This window comes from Wolbachia endosymbiont (group A) of Beris morrisii (assembly GCF_964028185.1).
Lineage (GTDB): Bacteria > Pseudomonadota > Alphaproteobacteria > Rickettsiales > Anaplasmataceae > Wolbachia.
This window is the reverse complement of the sequence record NZ_OZ034760.1, coordinates 389,754-415,559: the sequence shown is the minus strand read 5'-3', so window position 1 is coordinate 415,559 and position 25,806 is coordinate 389,754. Positions and strand designations below refer to the sequence as shown.

Sequence of the window (25,806 nt, the reverse complement as noted above, 5' to 3'; positions counted from 1 at the left end):
AGGTTCGGAGAGGGGCTGTTGGAAAAGTACTTAACAAGTAACTCGCTGGCTGCCCACTCTACCACAAGTCCGGTTTTGAAGTCGAGTGGGGAGAGGTGACTTTCCTCACTTAGACGACTGTGCTTGACACTGGAATGACAAGAAAAGTGGCGCTGAAATGATATCGTTTACTATGTAACATCGTATCATATTAAAATGTTCGTACAGTTAACGGTTTGCACTAGCTATAGCCACCTTATTCTCCGTAATAGTTAAAAAATCAGTAGAAAGTTACTGTAAGTTTATGTATCTTGAGGTTATGATTGTTAAAAATACGTGATGTATGGACAATTTCATCAGAGTTAAGGGCGCAAAGGAACATAATCTGCAAGGTGTAGATGTCAATATACCGAAAAATAAGCTAGTTGTTATAACTGGGCTAAGTGGTTCTGGCAAGTCTAGCCTCGCTTTTGATACAATTTATGCGGAAGGCCAACGCCGGTACGTTGAAAGCCTATCAGCTTACGCGCGTCAATTTCTCAACATTCAGGATAAACCAGATGTTGAGTCGATTACAGGTCTCTCTCCTGCAATATCTATCAACCAGAAATCGATCTCAAAAAATCCAAGGTCAACAGTTGGAACTGTTACCGAAATTTACGATTACTTGCGCTTAGTATATGCACGAATAGGAGTTCCTTATTCACCTGCAACTCAATTGCCAATAACAAAACAAACGGTGTCTCAAATTGTAGATACTATAATTGCGTTACCTTTAGAAACTAAAATATATATACTTGCCCCTGTTGTGCGTGGTAGAAAGGGAGAACATCTCAAAGAGATATTGGAAATTAAAAGACAAGGTTACGTAAGGTTCAAAATAGATGGTGAAGTGTACAATGTAGATGACTTGCCTAAACTCGATAAGAACAAGAAACACGACATTTTTGTGGTTGCAGATAGAATATCAATATTGGGCGATATAGGAAATCGACTGCCAAGTAGTATAGAATCCGCACTAAAACTTGGTAATGGTCTAATGTATGTAGAAGTAGTAAACCTACCTGACAACCATAATTCTGAGTATAACAATGGCCAAATTCTGACTTTTTCAGAGAATTTTGCATGCCCCGAGTCTGGTTTCACTCTTGAGGAAATAGAACCAAGATTATTTTCTTTTAACAGCCCTTACGGTGCATGCGGTTCATGTAATGGGCTTGGTAAAAAGCTGGCTGTTGATGTAAAACTGATAGTGCCAGATGAAACTCTTTCAATATCTGAGGGTGCTTTAAAGCCAGTAGGGCAGGCAGCACGCCAAATGTACACAAGTTATGGATTTCTAAAAAGTGCAATTCTATCACTGGTTGAAAATTGTAAATTTAGCCTTGATGTTCCGTGGAAGAACATAGATCAAGAAGTAAAAGATATGATACTCTTTGGCTCTGATAAATTTCAAGGTTTGGTCAGTATCCTAGAACGTCAGATGGATTATGATGAAACGCTTGTTGAGCGATATTGCTCTGTCACTCACTGTAAGGAATGCACTGGCTATAGATTAAAAAAAGAAGCGCTTACAGTAAAAATTGATAGCAAACATATAGGTGAAATATCAGGGCTCAGCATCGATGAATCCCTTAAGTGGTTTGAAAATTTGCCAGACAAGCTCACAGAACAACAGAAGCAAATCTCAAGTAAAATATTAAATGAAATAATCAAGAGGCTAGCATTTTTAAAGAATGTAGGGTTGAATTACCTAACGCTTGATCGAGAATCTAGCACTCTCTCTGGCGGCGAGAGTCAGAGGATCAGACTTGCTTCACAAATTGGCTCTGGTTTAACAGGAGTGCTGTACGTGCTTGATGAACCTTCGATAGGCCTTCATCAATGCGATAATGATCGGTTAATTGCTACACTGAAAAACTTGAGAGACATGGGTAACACTGTAATCGTTGTTGAGCATGATGAAGATACAATAATGGCTGCTGATTATGCGATTGATATTGGTCCTGGAGCTGGCGTAAATGGTGGAAAAGTTGTTGCAGAAGGAACACCAGACCAGGTGCAAAGAAATTCAGGGAGCATAACAGGGCAATATTTGAGTGGAGAGAAAAAAATTTTAATTCCAAGGAGAAGAAAGCAAGCAACTCAGTTCATAAAAGTAATAAATGCATGTGAAAATAACTTAAAAAATGTGAACGTTAAATTTCCTATAGGGAATCTTATTTGTGTTACTGGAATATCAGGAGGGGGAAAATCAAGTTTAGTCATAGAAACGTTATATAAATATTCAGCACATAAGATACATCATTCGTCTGCAAGGTATGGCCAATGCGATAAGATAGAAGGTCTTGAATATATAGATAAAATTATAGAAGTTGATCAGTCGCCAATTGGTAGAACTCCGGCGTCAAATCCAGCAACATATGTTGGTATGTTCACTCATATAAGAAATTGGTTTGCAGGTCTTTCGGAGTCAAAAGCAAGGGGATATAATATAGGCCGGTTTTCATTTAATACCAGAGGGGGAAGGTGTGAGGCTTGTAAAGGTGATGGGCACTTAAAGATAGAGATGCATTTTCTACCGGACGTTTATGTGAAGTGTGAGCAGTGTAAAGGGCGAAGGTATAATCGGGAAACATTGGAAGTTACTTATAAAGAAAAATCAATCTCTGATGTGCTTGATATGACGATAGATCAGGCTTGTGATTTTTTTGAAAACCTTCCAATGGTAAAAGAAAAGTTGGTTTCTTTGCAGGAAGTAGGGCTTGGCTATATAAAACTCGGACAGTCGTCAACAACGTTGTCTGGGGGTGAAGCACAACGAATAAAGCTGTCCAAAGAGCTATCAAAACGATTTACTGGAAGAACATTGTATATTCTTGATGAGCCAACAACTGGATTACACTTTGAAGATATAAATAACTTACTAAAAATACTCCATAGATTAGTCGATCTGGGAAACACTGTTATAGTTATCGAGCACAATTTGCATGTTATAAAAACTGCAGATTATATAATAGACATCGGACCAGAGGGCGGAATAAAAGGCGGAGAAGTGATTGCTACTGGAACTCCAGAAGAAGTGGCAAAAACTCCAGAAAGTGTTACAGGCAGGTATCTTAAAACGTATTTATTATAAACTATTTCTTAATTATATTAGGCTACGTTGCACATTTATGATTTGGAGATGAGAATGTCAGTATATCAATATTTTAAAAGGTATGCTAAATATGGAATTGTGCCTGCTAAGGAAGTAAAAAATCACACACCAGTTCCAGAGAATAGTTTCTATAAATCTGTACGTTACGTTGATAATGTGCTAGGACCTGTGAAAGATGTAATTTGTGGCGTTGAGAGTAAAGACAATTATAACAAGTATTATCAAGATAATGATAAATGTGAATACGTGGGCCACAGAGCAGAGGGAGTGTATTCATTGTGTACACTGGGTGCTGTTTTAGCAGCCAACATAATATTGCAACCTTTATTTTTGATAGTGGCATGTTTGTCATACTTTCCAGTCAAGTTATTGTCAAAAATAACAGGGGACTATTGTTTTAAAACGGATACAAAATCATTCGTTAATTATTCAAACATATTTTTAGAAATGGGGCGAGATTGTGCTAATGCAGTAGCTAGAGTATTTAACAAGATTGTAAGTTATGCTTGCGCTGCTATCATTTGGGCTGCCGCGTCAATCATAACGCCACTTGTGTGGGCTTGTGACAAAGTGCAAAGTAAGTTGAGTGAAGTACAGAAGCCAGAAAAACATCAGCTTTTATCTAATCGGAGTGATTCGGAGACTACTTTAGTCAATGGTATACCGCAAACTGAGTTATAAGTTCTGCTTTTTCAGCAGTGGCTCAGTTTGAATTACATTGAGATGAAATAAAAAGTGAAAGAGTGTAAGCACAAGTTACTTTAGCTATACTATATAAATTTTATAATATATTTAATGAATTGTGAACCTTCTCTTACTAAAAAAAGCTACAAATCTCATATTTCCAAACGTATGCGTAAGTTGCGAGTGTATCATTGATGAAAATCTTAATCTGTGTAGTGAATGCAACAAAAAAATCAATTTTCTAACTAAGCATTACTGCAATGTTTGTGGCGTAGTAATCTCAGACAATATTTATACGTGTGGTAAGTGCATCATCAATCCTCCACCGTTTAAAGTAATAAGATCAGTTTTTGCTTATGATCAACATAGTAAAAACATGATTATAAATTTCAAATTTTTTGATAATTTGAATTACGTAAAAATCTATGCAAAGTGGATACACCAAGCTAATCAGGACACGTTTCAGAACGCAGAGGTCATAATTCCTATACCGTTACATAAAATGCGCTTGTTTAAACGTAAATATAATCAAGCAGCACTGCTTGCAAAAGAGTTGAGTAAGTTGTCCAATTTATCCTATACGCCATTTGCAATAAAACGTCTTCGCCATACTGCGCCTCAAGCTGGTCTTTCACTTAAACAGCGTGAAAAAAACTTAAAGAAGGCTTTTAAAACAAGCAACAAAGAAATTATCAAAAATAAAATCGTGATATTAGTTGACGATGTGGTAACAACCGGAGCAACTGTAAGATCTTGCTCTCAAGAAATTTTAAACTCCGGTGCAAGAGAAGTGAGAGTGCTATCACTTGCAAGAACAGTGAATGATTGTGAAAATCAGTATGTTAAGGCATGATTTTTAATAACCTCAACATCACTGAACTCAAAAGTTTGGCTTCCTACAATTTGGAATTTCTCATGTCCTTTTCCTGCAACCAGCAGAATCATACCTTCGTTATGGGCAATATCTATACCTTTCTCTATAGCTTCTCTTCTATCTTCTATCTCTAGCGCATCAGGGCAATGTAGTAAAATACCACGACGAATTTCTGCCGGATTCTCATCACGCGGATTATCATCTGTGATTATCACTTTGTCTGCATACATTTGTGCTATTTTACCCATTTCTGCACGTTTTGTTTGATCACGATTTCCACCGCATCCAAAAACTAGGACTATTTTTTTGTTAACGTGCCATTTTAAAGACAATAGGGCTTGTTTAAGCGCACTTGGAGTATGAGCGTAATCCACGAATGCAAAAGGTTTCACTTTTTCCATTCTTCCTGGTGGAGAAACGAGTTTTTCTACGCATATTTCTCTGTAATTTAATCCAGATATACCAATTGCACATAGCAGATTATATGCTTGAAATTTTCCTAAAACTGGGAAAAATGTATTGTAAATTTGGTTATCAATTTTTACTGTAAGATATTGACCATTAGGGGTTGGTGTTTGCTCTAATAAAGTAATATCAGAGCCTGTTTTTCCATAGGTGATAATTTTGTTGCTGCGTTTTTCAGCTATTTTAAGCAATGCGCCGTATTCATCTATATCCGCATTTAAAATCGCTGTTTTTCCTTCTGGTAATACCTCGTAAAATAACCTTTTTTTAGTTTCTAAGTATTCACCGAGATTTTTATGGTAATCTAAATGATCTTGCGAGAAATTAGTAAAAGCTGCAGCACTCAACTTTAATCCATGGATTCTGTATTGATCAATTCCATGACTTGATGATTCCAACACTAAGTGTTCTACATTTATACCACGCAATGTTGCGTAAAGGTCATCTGCACCTGGAGTGGTAAGACTGTTGCTATTATCTTTTCTGCCATTATTGATGCATGTTCCAAGTGTTCCAATAGACGCAGCATTATAGCCAGAGTTTTGCCAGATCTGGCGGCAAAATTCTACCACTGAAGTTTTACCATTCGTACCCGTTACAGCAGCAACATATTTGGGCTGTTTAAATTGATAAAACCTGCTGACTATTTCGCTGTATATTTCTTGAGGGTTTGGGTGGAAGATACAGATTCCAGCATCACGCGCTGGAATGATACCAAGGCTTGAAGCTTCTGTCATCCAAGTAGCTGACACTGGGATCCATCTTTTTTTTTCCTGGATTCCAGTGTCACGCACTGGAATGACACCATTTGTTATGCAATCACTTGCAATTATCGCTTTAGCTCCACAAGATAATATCTGATCTATGTAAATCCTATCCCTTTCTGACACACAAACAAAAAGATAACCTTCCTTGACTCTCTTGGGATTACATGTAACGCCCTTGATTTCAACATCAAAGTTAACATCAATAATGTTATGCAGTAATTCTCTCAGTTTCATGCTTTACTCTGCCAGCTTTGATATTCGAACATGGCAACCTTGCTAGTGCAGCATTTAAATCAGAGATTAAATCTTCAGGATCTTCCAGTCCACAAAATATCCGTATAAAACTTCCACCATAGTCTGAACTCATTACGGATCTTGACATAGATCTACGATCTATTGGTAATATCAAACTGTCGCACCCTCCCCAAGAAGCACCGATACCAAAAATTTTCATGTGATCAACCATGCAGCTTAGTTCTTCACATGAATATTCTCTATCCAGTGCTATACTGAATGTGCCGCTTGCTCCTTTGAAGTAACTTTTCCATAATTCGTGTTGAGGATGGGAGGGAAGTGCTGGATACAAAACTTTTTTGATTTTTGAATGTTTTTCTAGCCACTTTGCCACTTCCATTGCTGTATTTTGGTGCCTTTTCATACGTGTGTACAATGTTCTAAGTCCCCTATGTGCAAGGTAGCAGTCGTGCGATTGAATGGTTACTCCATAATTTTTATAGCTCTCATAAAGCAATTTAAAAATTTCACCTTCAGCAATAATAGCTCCCATCACTAAATCTGAGTGACCGGCTAGATACTTTGTCACCGCATATAGTGCAACATCAATTCCATAATTAAGCGGCTTAAATAACAAAGGAGTGGCCCATGAATTGTCGCAAACGGTTACGATTCTGTGTTCCTTAGCAATTTTTACTATATGCTCTACATTCGAAATCTCAAACGTTACAGAACCAGGAGTCTCGATCATTATCAATGAAGTATTACTCTGAATTAAATCAGTTATATCCTGTATTGGATCATAAAAAGTTACTTCTATTCCTCTTTTTGGTAGCTCATTTTCGGCAAATCTCTTAAGTCGGTAATAACTATTATCTTGTATCAAGACATGCGAACCCGCTTTAGTGAAAGTCAAAATAGCAAAAGTAAGTGCAAACAATCCGGAAGGATAGATTAATGCTTGTCCCCTACCCTCAACTTCAGCAAGCGCATTTGAAAGATAATGAACAGTGGGAGTACCAACATTACTATAGCTGTAATCTCTTGCAACACCATCGTTGATTACATCGTATATACTTTCTCCATTTGCAGCATTTAAGTAGTCTTTGTAAGTAGGAAATAATATGGTAGAAGAATGATAAACTGGCGGGTTCATAGAACCTTTATAGTCATTAAATTTTCTTCCTGCTTTAACTAATAAAGACTCTTCCTTCACATTTTTATTCTTTATTTTTTAAATTGTACTCGTTTTGCGTATACAAGTGAAGAGAAATTGCATGTATTAGCTCTATCTTACTCTTTAATAATTCATAGATCAATTTATGCCTTTTGAGAGTGTTCATTCCGATAAAGCTGTCAGATATTAATATTAGCTTGATATGTGAAGGTAGTGTTGAAGATGAAGCAAAATAATGATCAGCATGCTTTGCTGATTCATCGATAATGTTGATATCAATTACATCTATCGAATCGCGTATCTTTTCTTCTATCGTTTTAATAATATCCATAATGGCTCCTTTAAGCAACAATACGCTCCTCTTGTCATCCCAGTGTCAGCTACTCGGATGACAGGAAAAGTGATCACAATTACTTATTCTCTTCTTTATTATCTATGTCTTGATAATCAGAATCTACTACTTTTTCTTCTTTATCATTTGGATTCCCTTCTGATGAAAAGCCATTTCCAGCACTATTTTGTTGTGAGGCATTATACATAGCTTCCCCAAGCTTCATAGAGATTTGAGAAAGGTTGGTAACTTTCTGCTGGATTGAATCAGCGTCATCAATGTTATCAGATTTACTCGCTTCTTTTAGCTCATTCAATGCATTTCCAATAGCAGATTTATCTTCAGATGACACTTTATCACCATACTCTGTCAGAGACTTTTCTGTAGAATGAACTAAACTATCCGCCTGATTCTTCACTTCAATAAATTTCTTACGCTTTTCATCTTCTTGTGCTTTTTCTTCAGCTTCTTTTACCATGCGATTTATTTCATCATCAGATAGACCACCTGAAGATTGAATGCGTATTTTTTGCTCTTTTCCAGTAGCTTTATCTTTTGCAGAAACGTGTGCTATTCCATTTGCATCTATGTCAAATGTTACTTCGATCTGAGGAACTCCACGAGGAGCAGGAGGTATCCCTTCCAAACTAAACTGACCAAGTAGCTTGTTATCAACTGCCAGTTTTCTTTCACCCTGATGCACCTTAATTGTAACAGCTGTTTGGTTATCTTCTGCAGTTGAAAACACTTGAGATTTTTTAGTGGGAATAGTAGTATTACGTTCAATAAGTGGAGTGAATACTCCTCCTAGAGTTTCAATACCAAGAGAAAGTGGAGTCACATCAAGTAGTAACACATCTCTTACATCACCTTGAATGATTCCCGCCTGTATTGCAGCTCCAATTGCTACAACTTCATCAGGATTCACTCCTCTATGTGGGTCTTTGCCAAAGAGTTCTTTAACTTTCTCTATGACTTTTGGCATACGAGTCATGCCACCAACGAGAACCACTTCGCCAATTTGACTAGCAGACAAACCAGCATCCTCAAGAGCTTTTTTACAAGGAGCCATAGTTCTTTCGATTAAATCATTCACTAAGCTTTCAAGTTTTGCTCTCGTTAATTTCATATTTAAGTGTTTTGGACCACTTGCATCAGCTGTAATAAACGGTAGATTTATTTCCGTTTCCATTGCACTTGATAATTCAATTTTCGCTTTTTCAGCAGCTTCTTTGATTCTTTGCATAGCCATTGGATCATTTTTCAAATCAATGCCATTACTTTTCTTGAATTCATCTAGTAAATAACTCACTATTGCGTTATCAAAGTCTTCACCTCCAAGATGAGTGTCACCATTTGTAGCCTTTACTTCAAAAACCCCTTCACCTATTTCAAGTATTGAGACATCAAATGTACCACCACCAAGGTCATACACCACTATTGTGTGCCCATGTTTCTTATCAAGACCATAAGCAAGCGCTGCGGCAGTCGGTTCATTTACTATTCTGAGTACATTTAATCCGGCGATTTTTCCTGCATCTTTTGTTGCTTGACGTTGAGAGTCGTTGAAGTATGCTGGCACTGTTATCACAGCATCTTTTACTTCCTCTCCAAGATAAGCTTCTGCTGCTTCTTTCATGTTTTGTAGTATAAATGCACCAATTTGGCTAGGAGAGTATTCTTTATTATCAGTGGTTTTAACCCATGCATCACCATTTTTTGCTGCAAACACTTTATACGGCACGTTTAGATTTTTCATTTCAGAATCACCGTATTGACGGCCTATTAATCTCTTAGTAGCAAAAAAGGTATTACTTGCATTGGTGGTTGCTTGCCTTTTTGCTGGAGCACCAATCAATTTTTCTCCTGATGAAGTAAATGCAACTATAGATGGAGTAGTTCTTGCTCCTTCTTTATTCTCTATTACCTTTGTGTCTTTGCCCTGCATTATTGCAACACAAGAATTTGTTGTTCCGAGATCTATACCTATTGCTCTTCCCATAATGAGTACCCCATTGTAAATATTATCTGATATAAGAATATATAAGTATAGGACTTATTAATTACAAGCCCAATTTAGGAGTTCTAATTAGTTATTAGAACTTAAAAGGCGCGAAAGCCACTTAGTCAGCCAAAAATTGCCTCGTAGTTTATTTGAATTATCAGCTTCTTCATTGCTGCTATCCCCAATTTGGTATCCAGAGTTCTGTAATGGCTTATAATCGTTTAAATTAACATCATCTCCTTGTTTTAAAACAAATGTATTTACATCTAAACTGTTATCAATACTGACGTTCAATGTAATATTAAACTCTTTTTCGATTGTAGAAACTGTATTCCGTTTATTATTAAAAATATGCGCTATAACTGCACTGTGCGCTACTAAATCAAAAGACTTATTTCGATTCTTATTAGCAATATGTTGTAAGTCCCTTAGTATCGATGCAACAATTACTTCGTTTGATTTTACTCTTCCAGTACCTTTGCAGTGTAAACACTCTGTAGTATTAATTTCTTGTATGTTTGGTTTGATTCTTTGTCTTGAAAATACCATTAAACCAAAGTCATTTATGTAGCTAAATTGAACCTTAGCTTTATCATCTTTAAACGCTTGCCTTATAGCAGACTCAACAGCTCTGCAATACTGATATTTCAACATATCAATAAAATCGACTACTATTAATCCTGATAGGCCCCTAAGATTCACCTGTCTTGATATTTCAGGTACTGCTTCCATGTTGGTTCTATAAGCTGTTTCTTCTATGCTATCTTCTCCTGTCATCTTTCCTGAATTTACGTCTATTGAAACAAACGCCTCAGTTAAAGTTATTATCAAAGACCCACCAGATGGCAATTCTACTCTATTGCTATATAACTCAGAAATTTGATCTTCAATTCCATAGTAAGTAAAGATCGGAACATAACCTCTATACAATCTATAGCGCAATTTACTACCTTTTAGTGCATTGTTAGCATATTGCCTAACTGCTTCAAAAGCTTCCTTTCCAGACACTATAACTTCTATACCATCGCTACAAAAATCACGAACAGATCTCATAATTACATCTGCTTCGTTGTAAATTAATGATGGAGCGTTTACAGAGAAGGCATTTTTCTGAATGTTCTGCCATAATGAGGATAAGTAATCGTAATCCTGCTCAATTTCTTTCTTACTTTTTCCTGAACCAACAGTTCTTACTATTAAACCTGATCTTTTTGGCAAGTTTATTAAATTTAGTATATCCTTTAACTGCTTTCTGACATTAGCATCTTCAATTCTGCGGGACACTCCACCTTTGCTCATGGAATTTGGCATGAAAACACAGTATCTACCCACTAAAGTTATGTATGTTGTAAATGAAGCTCCTTTATTGCCTCGTTCCTCTTTAGTTAGCTGAACCAATATTTTTTGATTTACTGAAATAACATCTTGTAATTTGTATTTTTTATATAAAGGTACCTCTCTTACAAAACCACTACCTGACTCGTTGACATTCTTACTAGCTGCAGAATCTGAAGAAATATTTGCTGGGGCTTCTTCTGTACAATCGTCATTTGAGTAGCTCTCAAAGATAGTTTCCTTTTCTTTTTCTGGAATATTGAAGTAATCTAGAGATATCTCAGAAAAAGACAAAAAACCTTGCTTATTTTTTCCATATTCAATAAATACGGCTTGCAAAGAAGGCTCTATACGCTTTATATAAGCAACATATATATTACCTCTTAATTGTTTTTTTTCCTTGAATTCTTGTTCAAATTCTACAACCTTATTATTAACTGACAAGGCAACTCTTACCTCATTAGAACAGGTGGAATTTTCTATCAACAATAACCTTTTGCCACTATTTGCCACTTATTTACCGTTTGCTTTTTATTCTGAAGTTAACTTTATGCTACTTAATGCACTGTTGATTGTCAAGAATTTTACGATCTGCATTATTCGGTTGACTTTTAGTGTTTTGCGTAATAAACTCGCATAGAATTTATTATATCATTATAAGTATGACGAAAAAAAATGCTTCTTTGCTTGTTAAGTTAGTCAGCACTGCAATCAAGACAACAAAAACTGGTGAAGAAAAATCAACTGGCTATTTTTATGTAAAAAAGCGTAATCCAAAAAAGCTCACCAGAAAACTGGAGTTTAGGAAGTATGACCCAGTAGTCAGAAGGCATGTGTTATTTAAAGAAGAAAAACTAAAGTAATTTTTTTATAAGGAATTTTATTATTATGCAAAATTTACAATTAAGTTATCCTATAATAGTAGAGTTGGGGGATGTAAAAGATACAAAACTGAAATTAATAAAGATCATTGCACAATTAATAAGTAAGCAGTACACAACACAGAAAAAAGCAGCAAACGCTCTAAAGATTGATCAGCCTAAAGTATCTCAAATCAATAGATCAAGAGTCGAAGGGTTCTCCTTAGAATACTTGCTTAACTTATTGATTGCATTGGGCCAAGACATAAACGTAAGAATAAAGCATAATTCTAAACCTGCATAATATGGTATCCGTTCAGCGGAGTGGCAAAATAAGGTAGACAAGATAAATCAATCCCGGTGTCAAGCACTGGGATGACAAGGTATAAACCTTATCGTCATGCCGCCGCGAACCGTCATACCGCGATTCATTCGCGGTATCTCTAGATCCCGCTAACAAGTAGCGGGATGACGGTTATCAGGCCAGCACCCCTACGATGTCATCCCAGTGCTTGACACTGGGATCCAGGAATTTTATTAAGTTAGTAAGCATAAAAGTAGCCGTTTTATGTTAAAATACAACGTTTTGATGATTATGAAAAAGCTGGATTCCAGTGTCAAGCACTGGAATGACACCATTTGTTGTAAACTCACTTCTTCTTGATTTGTAGAACAATAAAACAGTAAGCTAAAAGGGAGCTTATTACTCAACAAAACAAGACTTAAAATTTTGTGCAATGCTATTGATTATAGCTAGATATGCATCTTTTCCAGGCTCTATGTCTGATCCAATAGGATCAAGAACTACCATTTTTGCGTTATTAGAAAGGGCATTAGGCTTTATGCTATCTTCCTGTGAATGAGCAAATATACATTTAACGTTTTCTTCCTTCATTATCTTTTTTAGCTTCATTAAACTCTTCATACCTATGTAAGAATCCTCTTCTATAGAAAGAATGGCGCTTGGGTGATTTAAACCAAAATATTTTTCAAAATATTGATAAGCATCATGAGTGACGATGTATTTTTGATTTTTAAAATCATTCAGTTCTTTCATGATTTCTTTTACTTCTTGGTCTATTTTTTTTATAGCTTTTGTTGCATTAGAGTTGTATCGATGGGAATTTTCTTTATCTATGTTAGACAATGTTGCACTTATAAAAAGTATCATGCTCTTTGCATTTTCGGGACTCAGCCAAATGTGTAGGTCTTTTTCATCTTGAATATTAGTGATTTTTCTAGAAAATGAATGTGGCCGAGCAGGAAGTAGGTTGATTGCCTTTGACAATTGCACTAGTTCTTTATTATTTTTAGCGAAAGTTTGAACAAACGTCTCTAAGTTATCGTCAGTGTAAAATATGACATCACTTGATTCCAAATTACTCGCATCAGATGGCTTTAATATATAATTATGCGCAGATGTTGCATAGCCAAGCAATTCCGGTTCTAAAATCCCTTCTGTAACAGAAGCCACAAGTGAGTGGATAGGTTTGATTGTAGCTACAACTTTTAAATTGGATGAAAAAGCAATATTATAGTATAGTGTAAATGAAAGTAATAGAAAAAAAGTCAGTAAATGTCTCATATAAACGTTGAGAAGAAGTTAAATTTTGTCAATAAGTTAAATAATGTCAATAATCATGTTCTAAAAATAGAAAATCTTGCTCTCACATATGATGGTAAAAGAATCCTTGACAATATCAATATGTTCATGGAAAGAGGAGACGTAATTACAATACTTGGTCCAAATGGTGGAGGTAAAACCTCTTTAGTGAAAGCAATTGCTGGCATAAATAAAAGCTGTACTGGTAGTATCGTATTTGCTGACAACATAAAAATTGGCTATATGCCGCAAAATTTTAGTGTTAGTAATTTGATGCCAATAACAGTTGAATATTTCCTTTTAAATAGTTCCTTGAAAAGACCAAAGAAAAATCAATCCATTATTACAGAAGCGATAGAGTTGGTTGGTATCGGTAACATTTTGAAGAATCAAGTGTTAGAAATTTCTGCAGGGCAAACACAACTACTACTGCTTGCACGTTGTTTAATTGCAGAGCCTGACCTGATCATTCTAGATGAACCAGTTAGTGCAATGGATATTAACGCACGGGCTAAGTTCTATGATATTATAAGCAAAATAGCAAAAAACCGATTAGTGTCGATTCTTATGACTTCTCATGATCTTAACTCTGCTCTACCATGCTCAGATTACATAATTTGTATAAATAATACTGTCTACTGCCAAGGTAAGCCTGGTGAGATTATGAAGAATAAAACCCTAAATGAAATCTTTAGCAGTTACGCAGCGAAATGATTCAAAATATTTTGCGTCTTCTGCACATAACTACAGTGCTGACGCGTTACAATATATTACCTTATTTACTTCCACCATCAAAGAAATCAATAAATAAGATACAAGGCCATAAACTAAAGCGTGCTCTTGAAAAATTAGGTCCGGTGTTCATTAAGTTTGGGCAGTCTATCTCATCACGTACTGATGTTTTAAATGAGGATATAACAAATAACTTATTATTGATATGTGATAGATTGCCATCGTTTTCACATAAAATAGCAGTTAAAACTATAGAAAGTGAGTTTAATTGTAAATTGAGCGACATTTTTTCAAGCTTTTCTGAAAAGCCAATTGCAGCAGCATCGATTTCTCAGGTGCATAGAGCGGTTACAACTGAGGGTAAAGAAGTTGCTGTGAAGGTTTTAAGGCCAAATATTGAGAAAACATTCTCAAGGGATATAAAGATGCTTTCTTGGCTTGCGGAAATTGCAGAAAAATTTAGCGAACAATCAAAAAGGCTGAAGCCGATTGAATTAGTCAAAACTTTTGCTGAAATTTGCCGATTAGAGTTAGATCTACGTTTTGAAGCTGCTCACTCTTCAGAACTAAAGGAAAACACAAAAAATGACAGAGGTTTTTACGTACCTGAAGTAGATTGGAATAGAATTTCGAAAAAGGTTTTAACATTAGAATGGATAGAAGCAACGCCAATATACGAAGTTGAAAAACTGAATAATCGCAAGCAAATAGCTATCAATCTTATAGAATCATTTTGCAATCAAGTATACAGGGATTGTTTTTTTCATGCTGATATGCATCCTGGAAATCTAATGGTTGATAGTAATAACAATATTATTGCCCTGGATTGTGGAATCATGGGTAGAATAGATCGTGAGACATGCTATTACGTTATAGAGATACTCAAAGGCTTTTTAAATCGGGATTATGATCACGTTGCAAAAATGCACTTTAAAGCTGGTTACGTTTCATCACAGCATAGAAATTTTGTCACAGCTTGCAGGGCAATAGGTGAACCCATTATTGGGCAGCCTATACAGAAAATTTCATTTGCTAGTTTACTTGCTCAGCTATTAAAAATAACGGGTGATTTTGATATGAAAGTTCAAACACAATTGTTATTGCTGCAGAAAACTATGATTTTACTAGAAGGGACATGTAGAAAGATCTACCCAGAAATCAATATGTGGAAAGTAGTTGAAGCGTGGATAAGCAGTCAACATGAAAATAAAATAGGGTATAGGGAAAAAATTAGAAGTTCTTATCCCATAAAAACAATCCAAGGAATATTTAGCCTTATAGAAAAATTGAACCTAATAGCTGATAAAAAATTAGAAAACATCCAAATTAAAAATAAATCAAATGGAAAAGTCTATTTTTTGCTGTGGTCTGTAATTATAATTCTAATTGTTAAATTTTTAATTTCTTAAACTGTGGGAAAAAACTGCGTCAAGCCCAATTTTTAATTCAACTTAATTTTTAATCTGCAGGAGTCGAGTTGAGAATGTCCAATTTTCCACTTTCTTTATAGCATAACATACTTTAGCGCCTCTTGCTCCTCTTGAAGTCCAATGGCTCACCACTTATGTGTAAATTAATCGTTAATGTTGTACACGTTCTTTTCTTTTTCTACTCTCTCTTGCTCTTCAATACAATATATAGCAAGCGGATTAGCTTTAAGTCTTTCGACTCCTATTTCTTCTCCTGTTCCATCGCAGTAACCATAAGTGCCTAATTTTATTTTTTCTAACGCCTCCTTAATTTTTTCTTTTCTATCTTTTCGACGCTTGATTAATTCCTCGTTTCCACTATCTCCATCAGAATAGTATGTATCAATACTATTCTCTTCTAGTTCTTGTTTCTCCAACTCAGCGAGTATTGATTGTAACTTTAAGCTGAAGTATTCCAGTTGTTTTACGCTCATATATTCTTCATCTTCTGAAGGAGTGTAATCTTCTGGTGACTTTATTTTTGGTAACTTTTCCATAATTGCATTATCAAAAAAATAATAAAACCTATATAACTTATGAACAAAAAATTATACTACCTCAAAGTAAACACTATAATTTATAATAAACATTTAAAAGCCTAGTATGATCGGCCCAGTAAAAAAATTAGTAATAAATGATAAGAATCTTACCTATATAGTATGTATTTTCATTATAATGTTAAGTTTATCTTCATTTACACTTGAAAACAACAATAAACAAGAAGTTATGTTAACATTAACATGGATATGTGCTACATTTGTTTTGCAGATCTCTACAAATAATTTGTTTACATCTGATTATCATGATGGAATATTAGAGCAAATCTTTATACAGCCACTCTCTTCTAGGCTTATAGTTGCTTATAAAATTTTCGCTCACTGGTTATTATTTGGGTTACCGATTTCAGTAATTTCTTCCATATTCAGCTTTGCAGTTCTAGGCAATAGTATTGAACACTCAATAGCAGTTGGAGTGTCTTTATTATTTAATACGCTGATAATCATTAATATTTCAGCTACTGGAAATGCATTGATGATTGGTCGAAACAACTTAGCATCAGGAGTATCGCAAATTCTTGTTTTGCCAATGATAATGCCAACCTTTGTGTATTTTAAAATGCTAACTCAATTTGAAAATTTGTCCTTGAATATTTATACACTACTAATCACCATCTTAGTTTTTGTCATTTTGATTGTCAACAGCACTGTAACTACTCACATGGCACTAAAATTTGCTGTGGAACAGGATTGAAAAATCTTACTGTTATTCAGTAGACTTCTTGCATAACCTAGAAAAAAGGCAAATAGTTATTATAGATTTAGGTTTACCGACAATTTGAAAAACCTTCATTCCAGCACCCTTCCCTATCATCCAAGTAGCCCTTCGTTGTCATCTCAGTGCCCAGACACTGGGATCCAGGAAACTTAATTGCAAGTAATGCATTGGGTTTGGTGAGTATGGGTTTTGCGTTATAGAATGAAGCACTTTTGGTGAATTTGTAAAGAAAACTGGATGCCAGTGTCAAGCACTGGCATGACAAGGTATAAACCTTATCGTCATGCCACCGCGAACCGTCATACCGCCGCGGTATCTCTAGATCCCGCTAACAAGTAGCGGGATGACGAAGTTATCGTCATGCCACCATGAACCGTCATACCGCCACGGCGCTAACACGTAGCGGGGTGACGAGGCTTTATCGTCATGCCACCGCGAACCGTCATACCGCCGCGGTATCTCTAGATCCCGCTAACAAGCAGCGGGATGACGAATTACTTAGCTGTCATGCCGCCGCGAACCGTCATACCGTGATTTATTCACGGTATCTCTTAGCCGCTAACAAGCAGCGGGATGACGAAGTTATCGTCATGCCACCACGAACCGTCATACCGCCACGGCGCTAACACGTAGCGGGGTGACGAGGCTTTATCGTCATGCCACCACGAACCGTCATACCGCCACGGTATCTCTAGATCCCGCTAACAAGTAGCGGGATGACAGCAGTCCTACGTCATACCGTCACAGTATCTCTAGATCCCGCTAACACGTAGCGGGATGACGATTGTCAGGCTAGCTGTCATCCCAGTTTGGAATCCAGGAAAAAGAATGGTGTCATCCCAGTGCCCAGACACTGGGATCCAGGAAAGTTTGCTTGTAAACAAGAAAACTAGCATAGAAAGTGGTTACAACGTTTTCGATGAGATTATATGGAAAACTGGATTCCAGTGTCAAGCACTGGAATGACATCACAGGGGCACTGGAATGACACCTCTCTTGGGCTCTTTTAGCTATAAACATTAAGAAATTTACCAAATGAAAAAAAAGGCAAAAGAAGCCCTAGTCATTGTCTATTTTCAGTATTGACGTGCATAACAATGTTACAAAAAATAATATCATAGAATTCAATAGGATAATCCCTAGAGAATTACTCATCTACAAAAAGCCAAATCGTGTTAATTCTGTTTAGATGTAAAAGATAAGCTAAATTTTTACAGGGAATTTAAAACAGTAGAATACCTTCGATTGAAAGAAAGAACCAAACTAGGCAACTTAACCGGTTTGCTATTTCAACTACTACAACTAAATCAATAAATCTTAATAGGGGGAAAAACATTATGAAAACGTCAAAATTGACATTAGTATGCGACATATATGAATTAACAAATAAAGATGAAAAGAATATACAAAAACTAGCAAGAGAAATAGAGGAAGGGAGAGGTGTTGCAGAAAAGTTTAGAAATAGAATATTCAAAAAGTCCAGCTATAACGCAAGCACGATTCTTTTAGCGAAAATAGCTTACAAATATCAGGGTAGAGAGAAGACATTGTCACTACTACATTATGCTATAAGTCATCAAAATAATCAAGCTGTAAAAGATCTTTTAGAAGAAGCCAAAAAACAAAAACTATTAAAGGAAGTTCTGAATGAAGAAATGACCACAAAACATTCAGATGGTCGGGAAGAAACTCATACAATACTTACAGATGCTATATCACGTAGAGACAATGACATGATTAGAGCAGTGTTAAAGATCTCTGAGGAAAAGGGTATCTTGAAAGAGATTGTCAAAAAAAGAATAACAATAAAACATTCAAATGGCGAGGAAACAACTTACACTCCATTCACCTATGCTGAAGCACGTAAAAATAGTGAAGCTGTAAGAGAACTGGGAAATATTCTTAATAAGAAAGCAACCCAGCAACCCACTGTTGTAACAGCCAAAACTACTACAGCTAAAAGTGAAAAAGTGCTTCAAGATACTATCGGTAATATCGAGACACCGGCTGATGCATATGAAAATAGTAATAAAAGTAGTCTTGAAGAATCTATAGAACATAAACCATGCGAAAACAGTAATGCAATAGCTATAGAGGACAAAGATATCGCTGCTTCAATAGAAAAGCTTGATAATACTGGAATATGCGAAAACAGTACCACCAATATTTTAACAGAAATTGCCGCACAACCAACTCTAAGTACTGCTGATAGTACAGATAAAGCCAATACTTTGTCTTCTACTGAAATGAAATCATGTTTTGATAATCGATCTGGAAAAGAAAACACTGTAAACGAAAAAAAAGAACCATCAACAAAAGTAATGCAACAAAGACGAGCAATCATGGCTGGTAGTGTTGGTGCGGCGTTACTAGTCAGTAGTGTTGTAGCTTATATATTGAAAATGTATGCTATAGCGGTGATTGGGGGAATAGTTGGATTAGCTTGTGTGAGTTATGCGTTGTATAATGCTCTAAAGCCTGGCACAAAGCTAGAAAAAGTGGAAAATGTGGAGCAATCTGCTCATCCTCCTTTGAAGACAATATAAACAAGATAATTTCTTCTATACGGAAACCCCAATGGTGAATGCCTTCAACAAAAAATGATCAAGTTTTAACTCAAAATATTAAAAATTTATGCAAAAAAAGTGTTGACTTGTAATTTAATGATAGTTAAGGTATGCTTAATTTATCACTAGAGAGGTAATATGCCAGATTTTTTTGATAAGCCATTTGAAGAGCAAGTAGAAAAAATAATAAAAATTGAAAATGCAGAAGGTTTAAGGCTATTACAAGCATTAATTGGTGTTAGAAGTTCAGCTACATTTATAAAATATTACTCAGGTTTTATAATAACTAAGATCAACATTATGTATGCAAGACTTTATGGTGAGTATAAGCTGAAAGAGTTTTGCCTTGAGGAGTATAAAAAAGTCTTAGATGCAAAATTTCGAGAGACGGATGAAGATATCATGGGTGAATTAGTCAGCAAAGATAAAAGTTTTAAAGATAGAGATTTTGATAAAATAATACCCGATAGTGTAGGATTAAGGAAATTATTAAATGATAAAGCTAAGCTAGTTAGAGATAGTATTAGGGAAGATTTAAAGGAAGTGGTATTGGAATCTATTCAGGATAGGAATAACAGAATCAAAGAATCAGCTTCTATTTCAGACTATAGACATTGTGGTAGTAATAAACAGATTATTGAGTATGTGCGTAGTACGGATATAACAGGGCTATGTACCATGGGTTATGAGCAAGTTTTAGATATCTATGATAATATTGCTAGAAAAACAATAGAAGAGATAGACAATGAAATCATAAATATGATCATCGAAAGTCCAGGGCAAGGAACAGAAAAAAAGGGATTAGTGAAAGCAGATGCAGTAGTTGAAAATTTAAAAAGAGAAGTAGGGAGAATAAGTGAGCAGTTAAAATCTACAACAAAAGAGTGTAAATCATATGAAAGTGAGATTGATAAATATTCTGATTTCATAAAAGAGGTAAAAAATCGTACTCTTTTATGAAATTGGTACAAAAAACTACTAGAGCAAGTAAAGGAAGATTCAGACAAAAATACAGCACATGTATTGCATAATTATGATAAGTCTCAGTTAGATAGTAATGTAAATAACTGGTTGATTGATCAAATTTTTGATAAGGTACTAGATAACAGGTTAGAGGAACTGAGGAAAACGCATCAAGTTGAGAAGGCTAGCATTGAGTACCCTGAGGGTAAGAGTTCTTTAAAGCAAGAAGTTAGAAAGGTGTTACAGCCTGTTATATTGGATCCTAAAAAATTTGTTAGTGCAATGCAAAGTGCGCCAAGTGAGTTAAGGAGTAATAAAGAAAGGGTAAGCAAAGTTGTAATTGATGAGATTAAGGCTGCAGGGACTCTTGTTAACGAAGCAAAAGAGACTTTAGAGGAATTATCATTAAAAGCAACTGAAGATTGGAAAAAAGATGAAAGTAACGAATTAAAGGTTAGAAATTTTTTAACAATACTATCACAAGAATTAAGTAAAAGTATCTTAAAACTCTCTAACACAGGAGATCATTTATTAGATTTACAGAGCAATCATCTAGAATCTGTGAAACATACACTATCTGAGTGGGTAGAAAATGAGGATAGATTTATAGAAAAAATCCTTGTTGAAGTATTGAAGAAAAGAGAGTATCACAGGTTAGCATTAACACTAACCATTCAATTAATAGAACCACACAATGTAATAGAGGCAGAACAAGACATTTTAGATACTATATTGCTTAAAGCTATAGAAAAAGACAAAAAAGATATGGCATTACTCTTGATATGTAATGGAGCTAACATTAATAAGTCTGGTGTTACTACAGGACTAGGTGGTGAGTTATTAAAAACAGTAGCGGTGGAAGAAATTGCACGTTTGTACAGAGAAATGCCAGTAATTGGAACAAAATATAGGAAAACAAAAGATGGAGATTGGGAAATAACCGGATTCACCGTAACGCAACCTCATACACGTAAACTGAGTAAAGATGAAAAAATTATAGAATTCTGTAAAGTTATTAGTTTAGAGGAATTAAGTGAACTATTTCCTGAAGATTCCTTTCCAAAAAAATCAAGTGATATTGCTATTGATTACAGGAAAAAAATATCTGAAGGTAAATTAGAAAGAGTCAAAGATGCAAAACAAACAGGGATGGAACAAGTAACACAACATTTAGAAGCAAAAGAGCATAAGAAATTAATACGTAATTGCTCCATAGGTGGTGTAGGTGTTGGTGGTGGGGCAGCAGCTATTGGTTATTCTTTTGCCCTCTTTAGTGGCCCAATAGCTATTGGTGTTTTTGCTGGTATTTTGGTGCTTAGCTTAGCTGGTTCCCAAGGATATTATAAGCTTTTCAAAGAGAAAAGTGATCTTGTAATAAGTAGGGACGATATTAAGGATTTAAATCAAGCAATTAACTTACTTGAAGAGTTGTTACAAGAGAATATCTTGTTAGGGGCCAATAATACCATCTTAAAAGAAATAAGGCAGGAAAAAGAAGAAATAAATAAGGGCAAGGAGAAGTTGATAAATATCTCAAAGCTTAAAAGGCTTGTTTCAGAAATTAAAGTAAAAGGACAGAAGGACGCGATATTCAAAGAAAAAAAATGGAAGGATGATGCAAAGCTTATTGCGTTATTAATCGCAGATTTTGAATTTGAGCTTGATGCAATAAATAAGATAGAAGGAATAACATTTGAAAAGTTTGCAAAAGAAATTATAGAAAATAGAAGAGATTACATACAAAGCTTAAAAGAGCAGGATATAAAGGATAAAGAGCGTGAAACAATCAAGATACTTTCAACTGAGTGTAGTAAACAAGCAAATTTATTAAATACAATAGCACGAAAAGCAAAACAGGACAAAGAAAAAGACGGGCAAGAAATAGAGGAAGTACAGGCAAGAGTAAAAGCTGTTCGTCTAATGTATGGTGAAGCAGAAGATTTATTTAATATACCTGGAAAGAGGATCAGACGTAATCAGGCTATAGAAGAATTCTTAGAACAACAATATGCTTTTCTGGTGTTAAATACAGACTATAAAGAAAAATTCAAGGATATCTGTAGTAAGTATAGGAACTTCAGGGAAGAATTAAAGAGTAAACAATCTATTGGTAAGGAAGAATTTGATAAATTGTCGGAATTAAATGATGAATTTAATAGAGCGAACAAAAACTTTACTCAGCGTAAGGAAAATGAATCTGTAAAAGATAACTTAAAATTTGATGACGAGGCTATCAACGAATTGAGATCCCATGTAATTGAGGAAATAAAACAGGCAAGAGCAGCTGCGGAGGAGGAAATAAAAGTATTAAGAGAGGAACAGAAAGCAGCTGAGGAAATAGTGATGCAATTACAAATGTCAGGTTCAGCACAAACGCAAGCGCCAAGCTCTGTATTTAACAATGTAACTAATGAACCAGTTGCAGGTCCTTCTTGGCGAATATGAGAACAAAGGGATTTATAAAATTCTTGGAGCGCGAAAGGTTAAGAAGCGTTCTGTATGAAAGATTAAAATGGCAAAAAAGCCATGGGGAAATAAATCAGTTATTTGATGAGTTTAGCAAGCTAAAGATAGTGTGGTGGATGCCATCGGTGGCTGAAAGTGCGAAAGGCAAGAAGTTCTCTCAAGGGCAAGTGATTGTAGTACTGCTTTTAACAGGAGCAGTTGCTTGTTCTTTGTATGAGAGATATAGAATGTTAGGGCTGCTTAGCTTATCCTTTCTTTCAGGGTATGTTTTGCACTCGTTTTTGTTCTTTGCAAGACGTATTGATTATTATACTGAAATTTATCATGAGGTTAAAGTTATGCTTTCACAAACATCAGCAAGTAATTATCAAAATAGGTACATACAATCAATTGCAGGAATAGTAGATTGTGCTGAATTTGAATATCACGTTGAGCACTTGGTGAGTATGAAGGAAGGTGAATTTGAAAAGTATAAAGAAGGTGTGGAAAAAGAGTGCGGAGAAGCCTTTTTTGAGAGAAAAATAGCTGAAGAGTTTTTAAGATATGTGGAATCTGTAAGAGATGGAAGTAATGAAAATTTCAAAGATGATATTGCAGAATTACGTTACTGCTATGAAATAAAGCCATATGAGAGAAAGAAGGAAGAGTATAGGAATCTGTTTGCTTTTACAAAAAGCCTATTGTGGAAAGTTGTGCCTGGGGAAGGAAACAAAGAGGAGATGATAGATATTATTCATAGTAGACTAAAAGACCTAAAGGGCAGTGATACTTTGGAAGAAGGTTTAAGAAAGACATGCCTTTTGCATTGCACAGATGACATAGAGGATTTGTCTAAGGCAATAAAAAAGTTTTTCCTAAAGAGCCATACAGACAAAAGTAGCCATGAAAAAAGTAGGGAGATTTTCGAAAAAGAAAATGACGTATATAAAGCAGTGAGTACAATAATAGAAATATACGAAAATTACTACTTCGGAGCAGTATTTTGTGATTTAAAGGAGTTTTTAGGTTGGAAGTTGGAAGATATAACAGAAGAAAGTGTTGCTGAACATGTGTTATCAAGGGAACAACCTTTAACACTTTTTTGTAGGGATGCACTTGGAATATATGCTAAGCATATAGAGTCAGCTGGAGATATCAAGGACAAAATATTGGAAAACTTCAGAAGACTAATAGAAATACAGAAAGAATTACTAAGAAATAATGAAAATCAGGAATTAAAGAAGGAAAAAAAAGATGTAGAGGATAAACAAAAAGATTTATTAGAGCAATTAAAATTGCAGTTTAAGGAACTAAGGAAATGCTATGAATACCTTAAAGATAGTTTTAGTAAAGAGATAGAAAGATGTAAGGAAACAATAAATTCATCGGAGGATAAGTTTATAAAATATAAGAATACAAAACGTATAGAAAATCTGGAAAGAAGGTTGGAAATATATGAAAGGGAAGAAGAGGATATGGAAAATTTCCTTTTTAAGGTTGAGGAAACACAGGGTAAAATATTGCTCAGAGAAGCAAATAAACACAAATTGGAAATAGGAGGTTATACTGTAGCTGCAATAGCTGGTATTGCAGGGTTAATATTCAAGTTACCAATTATGGCAGTACCGTTGTCTTTTGCATTACCATTTGCAATAGGTTTTTGTGGTGATTTCAAAAAACCTTATAAAGAATTTAAAGAAAGAAAGTCAAAGGAGACGGAACATGACTATATAATAGCATACCAGGATCTATGTAATGGATATGATGGGTTAATGAAAGAAAGGAAAGCATCGAATAATTTTTTAGGCATAAAGCATAAAGAAGATGAAAAGGAATTAGAAAAAAAAGCAGAAAGCCTGAAAGAGAAATTTAAAATGCAAGGTGAGGTGGAAGTTGATGTAGAGCAGTATCTAAAGGATGGAAAAGAAAAGGCTAAGTTTTTTAAAGGAGAGGTAAAAGAAGCTAAAATACGCCTCGAAAAAGCGATACAAGCTAGAGAGAAAGCAAGACAAGAAAAAGAAGAAGCACAGGCAAGAGCAAAAGCTTGTGATTTAGTATATATTAAAGCATATGAGTTCAAAATACCTATGGAAACAATAATACAAAATCAAGACATACGAGAGTTATTAACGCAGCAATATGCTTTCCTGGTGTTAAATACAGACTATAAAGAAAAATTTAAGGGTATTTGCAGTGAATACAGAAGCCTCAAAGAAGAGTTAAAGAGTATTGGTAAGGAAGAATTCAATAAGTTGTCAGAATTAGCTAATGAGTTTAATAGATTAAACAAAAACTTTATTAAGCGTAAGGATAAGGAGAATGAATCTGCAAAAGATAACTTGGAATTTGATGACGAGGCTATCAACGAATTGAGATCCCATGTAATTGAGGAAATAAAACGAGCAAGAGCAGCTGCGGAGGAGGAAATAAAAGTATTAAGAGAGGAACAGAAAGCAGTTGAAGAAATAGTGATGCAATTACAAATGTCAGGTTCAGCACAAACGCAAGCGCCAAGCTCTGTATTTAACAATGTCACTAATGAACCAGTTGCAGGTCCTTCTTGGCGAATATAAGGGTTTTGGAGTTTCTATAGTGTGAAAGGTTTGAATTTGTAAATATTATTTTATATAGCCTTTCTACCATAGAGAATATCAAAAAATCACTTTTTATAAAAACACAAGTTTATTAGCATCGCAAAAAAATTAAATATTTACTTTCTTCAAAAACACGAAAAAGATACCGTCTTGCCAGTCAACAAGAAAATTATAAAAACTGAATCTCAAAAGCTGTATTGTAAAATCAAAAAGTACTTCCAACTTTGTAGCGGTATAGTTAATGTATATGTTGATAAGTAAGTTTCTGCTTGTATATATAAATATAG

At 35.1% G+C, this 25,806-nt stretch carries 23 protein-coding genes; 14 read left to right on the top strand and 9 right to left on the bottom strand.

Annotated features, from left to right (window positions below; translation table 11 throughout):
- Window positions 1-322 precede the first annotated feature (322 nt).
- From uvrA to ABWU69_RS01970, 3 genes are all read left to right on the top strand, one after another.
- On the top strand, window positions 323-3,118 hold the full coding sequence (gene uvrA / locus ABWU69_RS01980) for an excinuclease ABC subunit UvrA (RefSeq protein WP_353285338.1): 2,796 nt from the start codon (window positions 323-325) through the stop codon (window positions 3,116-3,118).
- 54 nt (window positions 3,119-3,172) lie between these two features.
- On the top strand, window positions 3,173-3,820 hold the full coding sequence (locus ABWU69_RS01975) for a hypothetical protein (RefSeq protein WP_353285337.1): 648 nt from the start codon (window positions 3,173-3,175) through the stop codon (window positions 3,818-3,820).
- Between the two features lie 121 nt (window positions 3,821-3,941).
- A complete protein-coding gene (locus ABWU69_RS01970) occupies window positions 3,942-4,676 on the top strand; it encodes a ComF family protein (protein ID WP_265026435.1) in 735 nt (244 codons plus the stop codon).
- Here ABWU69_RS01970 and ABWU69_RS01965 read toward each other — a convergent pair.
- The 5 genes from ABWU69_RS01965 to ABWU69_RS01945 all read right to left on the bottom strand — a co-directional run bounded on the left by ABWU69_RS01965 (window position 4,658) and on the right by ABWU69_RS01945 (window position 11,524).
- Window positions 4,658-6,163: a Mur ligase family protein gene (locus tag ABWU69_RS01965; RefSeq protein ID WP_353285336.1), complete on the bottom strand. Its 1,506-nt coding sequence runs from the start codon at window positions 6,161-6,163 to the stop codon at window positions 4,658-4,660. The genes ABWU69_RS01970 and ABWU69_RS01965 overlap by 19 nt on opposite strands.
- Window positions 6,138-7,379, bottom strand: coding sequence for a cystathionine beta-lyase (gene metC / locus ABWU69_RS01960; protein WP_353285335.1), 1,242 nt, complete (start codon window positions 7,377-7,379; stop codon window positions 6,138-6,140). The genes ABWU69_RS01965 and metC overlap by 26 nt, the downstream gene beginning before the upstream one ends.
- Before the next feature lie 4 nt (window positions 7,380-7,383).
- Window positions 7,384-7,671 carry a BolA family protein gene (locus ABWU69_RS01955; protein ID WP_353285334.1) on the bottom strand — a complete coding sequence of 96 codons (288 nt, stop codon included), beginning with the start codon at window positions 7,669-7,671 and terminating at the stop codon, window positions 7,384-7,386.
- A 79-nt stretch (window positions 7,672-7,750) separates the two neighbouring features.
- Window positions 7,751-9,673, bottom strand: coding sequence for a molecular chaperone DnaK (gene dnaK, locus ABWU69_RS01950; RefSeq protein ID WP_353285333.1), 1,923 nt, complete (start codon window positions 9,671-9,673; stop codon window positions 7,751-7,753).
- Between the two features lie 87 nt (window positions 9,674-9,760).
- Window positions 9,761-11,524: a ribonuclease E/G gene (locus ABWU69_RS01945; RefSeq protein WP_265034605.1), complete on the bottom strand. Its 1,764-nt coding sequence runs from the start codon at window positions 11,522-11,524 to the stop codon at window positions 9,761-9,763.
- 149 nt (window positions 11,525-11,673) lie between these two features.
- Here ABWU69_RS01945 and rpmG point away from each other — a divergent pair, with 149 nt between their 5' ends.
- Window positions 11,674-11,874 (top strand): 50S ribosomal protein L33, encoded by a 201-nt coding sequence (rpmG, locus tag ABWU69_RS01940; RefSeq protein WP_265026429.1) that lies wholly within the window; start codon window positions 11,674-11,676, stop codon window positions 11,872-11,874.
- A 25-nt stretch (window positions 11,875-11,899) separates the two neighbouring features.
- Window positions 11,900-12,175 carry a helix-turn-helix domain-containing protein gene (locus ABWU69_RS01935; RefSeq protein ID WP_265026428.1) on the top strand — a complete coding sequence of 92 codons (276 nt, stop codon included), beginning with the start codon at window positions 11,900-11,902 and terminating at the stop codon, window positions 12,173-12,175.
- 12 nt (window positions 12,176-12,187) lie between these two features.
- Here the strand turns inward: ABWU69_RS01935 and ABWU69_RS01930 are convergent, their stop codons facing one another.
- Window positions 12,188-12,331, bottom strand: coding sequence for a hypothetical protein (locus ABWU69_RS01930; RefSeq protein WP_174515970.1), 144 nt, complete (start codon window positions 12,329-12,331; stop codon window positions 12,188-12,190).
- A 243-nt stretch (window positions 12,332-12,574) separates the two neighbouring features.
- Window positions 12,575-13,456, bottom strand: a complete 882-nt coding sequence (locus ABWU69_RS01925; RefSeq protein WP_265034603.1) for a zinc ABC transporter substrate-binding protein — start codon at window positions 13,454-13,456, stop codon at window positions 12,575-12,577.
- Between ABWU69_RS01925 and ABWU69_RS01920 the strand changes: the two genes are divergently transcribed.
- Together ABWU69_RS01920 and ubiB are read left to right on the top strand one after the other, a co-directional pair.
- Window positions 13,448-14,188 (top strand): metal ABC transporter ATP-binding protein, encoded by a 741-nt coding sequence (locus tag ABWU69_RS01920; RefSeq protein WP_265026426.1) that lies wholly within the window; start codon window positions 13,448-13,450, stop codon window positions 14,186-14,188. The genes ABWU69_RS01925 and ABWU69_RS01920 overlap by 9 nt on opposite strands.
- Window positions 14,185-15,615, top strand: a complete 1,431-nt coding sequence (gene ubiB, locus ABWU69_RS01915) for a 2-polyprenylphenol 6-hydroxylase (RefSeq protein ID WP_353285332.1) — start codon at window positions 14,185-14,187, stop codon at window positions 15,613-15,615. The genes ABWU69_RS01920 and ubiB overlap by 4 nt, the downstream gene beginning before the upstream one ends.
- A gap of 164 nt (window positions 15,616-15,779) precedes the next feature.
- Here the strand turns inward: ubiB and ABWU69_RS01910 are convergent, their stop codons facing one another.
- The gene (locus ABWU69_RS01910; RefSeq protein ID WP_064124828.1) at window positions 15,780-16,172 is read right to left on the bottom strand and encodes a TraR/DksA family transcriptional regulator; all 393 of its coding nucleotides are present in this window, start codon (window positions 16,170-16,172) and stop codon (window positions 15,780-15,782) included.
- A 106-nt stretch (window positions 16,173-16,278) separates the two neighbouring features.
- On the opposite strand from ABWU69_RS01910, the gene ABWU69_RS01905 reads away from it, so the two are divergent.
- Window positions 16,279-16,926, top strand: a complete 648-nt coding sequence (locus ABWU69_RS01905) for a heme exporter protein CcmB (protein ID WP_353285331.1) — start codon at window positions 16,279-16,281, stop codon at window positions 16,924-16,926.
- Window positions 16,927-16,999: 73 nt separating this feature from the next.
- On the opposite strand, the gene ABWU69_RS01900 is transcribed toward ABWU69_RS01905, so the two are convergent.
- Entirely contained in the window at window positions 17,000-17,200 is a 201-nt protein-coding gene (locus ABWU69_RS01900; protein WP_265034600.1) for a hypothetical protein, read from the bottom strand.
- 157 nt (window positions 17,201-17,357) lie between these two features.
- Between ABWU69_RS01900 and ABWU69_RS01895 the strand changes: the two genes are divergently transcribed.
- The 6 genes from ABWU69_RS01895 (at window position 17,358) to ABWU69_RS01870 (ending at window position 25,498) form a co-directional block, all read left to right on the top strand.
- Complete coding sequence (locus ABWU69_RS01895) at window positions 17,358-17,576, top strand: hypothetical protein (protein ID WP_341812827.1); 219 nt, start codon at window positions 17,358-17,360, stop codon at window positions 17,574-17,576.
- A gap of 151 nt (window positions 17,577-17,727) precedes the next feature.
- Window positions 17,728-17,916 carry a hypothetical protein gene (locus ABWU69_RS01890; RefSeq protein WP_265035613.1) on the top strand — a complete coding sequence of 63 codons (189 nt, stop codon included), beginning with the start codon at window positions 17,728-17,730 and terminating at the stop codon, window positions 17,914-17,916.
- A 371-nt stretch (window positions 17,917-18,287) separates the two neighbouring features.
- The gene (locus ABWU69_RS01885) at window positions 18,288-19,496 is read left to right on the top strand and encodes a hypothetical protein (RefSeq protein ID WP_353285330.1); all 1,209 of its coding nucleotides are present in this window, start codon (window positions 18,288-18,290) and stop codon (window positions 19,494-19,496) included.
- Between the two features lie 159 nt (window positions 19,497-19,655).
- A complete protein-coding gene (locus ABWU69_RS01880; RefSeq protein ID WP_353285329.1) occupies window positions 19,656-20,477 on the top strand; it encodes a hypothetical protein in 822 nt (273 codons plus the stop codon).
- A 63-nt stretch (window positions 20,478-20,540) separates the two neighbouring features.
- Complete coding sequence (locus ABWU69_RS01875; RefSeq protein ID WP_353285328.1) at window positions 20,541-22,925, top strand: hypothetical protein; 2,385 nt, start codon at window positions 20,541-20,543, stop codon at window positions 22,923-22,925.
- Window positions 22,922-25,498 (top strand): hypothetical protein, encoded by a 2,577-nt coding sequence (locus ABWU69_RS01870; RefSeq protein ID WP_353285327.1) that lies wholly within the window; start codon window positions 22,922-22,924, stop codon window positions 25,496-25,498. Before ABWU69_RS01875 ends, ABWU69_RS01870 begins: the two co-directional genes overlap by 4 nt.
- The last annotated feature ends 308 nt before the right edge of the window (window positions 25,499-25,806 follow it).